General features: G+C 44.8%; 1 protein-coding gene. It reads right to left on the minus strand.

Annotated elements, in window-relative coordinates:
- Positions 1-66 precede the first annotated feature (66 nt).
- A complete protein-coding gene (gene tsaD, locus QVO88_RS03440; RefSeq protein WP_022287128.1) occupies positions 67-1083 on the minus strand; it encodes a tRNA (adenosine(37)-N6)-threonylcarbamoyltransferase complex transferase subunit TsaD in 1017 nt (338 codons plus the stop codon).
- Positions 1084-1298 lie beyond the last annotated feature (215 nt).

Here is a 1298-nt window from a genome sequence, read left to right on the forward strand (position 1 = left end):
AGTCCATTTTTGGAATAATCATAATTATCAAGTCTTATGATTTTCCTTACAGGTTTATCCATAAAATTATTCCGAAATCTTATCCAGCGACAGCGTTGCAATGCCGTTAAGGCTTTCGTCTGCTCGTCTGCCTGCAAGATAGTCAAAATATCCCTGACAGGCTATCATTGCTCCGTTATCGCCGCAGTATTTGAACTCAGGCATATAAAGCTTATAGCCACGCTTGTCACAGGCTTTTTGAAGCTTCTCTCTTACCCCTGAGTTTGCCGAAACGCCGCCTGCAAGCCCTATGGTAGTATACCCAAGATCTTTTGCGGCAAGCATCGCTTTGTCTACAAGAATGTCAGATATGGTGTTCTGGAACGAAGCCGCCATATCGTTCACATTGACAGTTTCGCCCTTTTGTGTGGCATTATGCACAAGGTTTATAACGGCAGTTTTTAGTCCGCTGAATGAGAAGTCATATTCACTGCCCTGCACCTTTGGGTGAGGGAGCTTATAGGCATTAGGATCACCTGACTTTGCGGCATTGTCGATAAACTTTCCACCAGGGTATTCAAAGCCCAATGTTCTCGCTACCTTGTCAAAGCACTCGCCTGCGGCATCATCTCTTGTTCTGCCTATAACATGATATCTTGAATAATCAAGCACCTCTACAATATGTGAATGTCCTCCCGACACGACCAAGCAAAGATAAGGCGGTTTAAGCTCAGGGTGAGAGATATAGTTTGCGGCAATGTGACCTGCGATATGGTGAACAGGCACAAGAGGCTTGCCTGCACTCATGGCAAGTCCCTTTGCAAAGCTTACTCCCACGAGAAGTGCACCGATAAGTCCCGGAGCATAGGTCACTGCAACAGCGTCGATATCCTCCATTGTGCAGTTTGCTTCTTCAAGAGCGGCTTTTGTTACCCATGTTATGTTCTCCGCATGGCGGCGTGAGGCTATCTCAGGCACAACTCCACCATAAAGCCTGTGTTCGTCTATCTGACTTGCAACTATATTTGAAAGCACCGTTTTTCCGTCTTCAACAACAGAGCAGGCTGTTTCATCGCAGGAGCTTTCTATTCCTAAAATCTTCATTATATTACCCTCTTTTTATTTCGTAAATATAAGCATATCATATACATTTAATAAGCAGACAAATTGGAGCAAGCGGGCGAACAGTGTTCACCCCTACAAATAAAATCGCAAAAAGTGTTGGAACAAGCAGGCGAACAAAGGTCGCCCCTACGAAAAAATAATCATCGCCGCAGGCGATACCTTAATTCCTCATTCCTCACTCCTCATTCCTCACT

It is taken from the genome of Ruminococcus sp. CAG:57, from assembly GCF_000435935.1.
In the GTDB taxonomy this organism is placed as follows: Bacteria; Bacillota; Clostridia; order Oscillospirales; family Ruminococcaceae; genus Hominimerdicola; species Hominimerdicola aceti.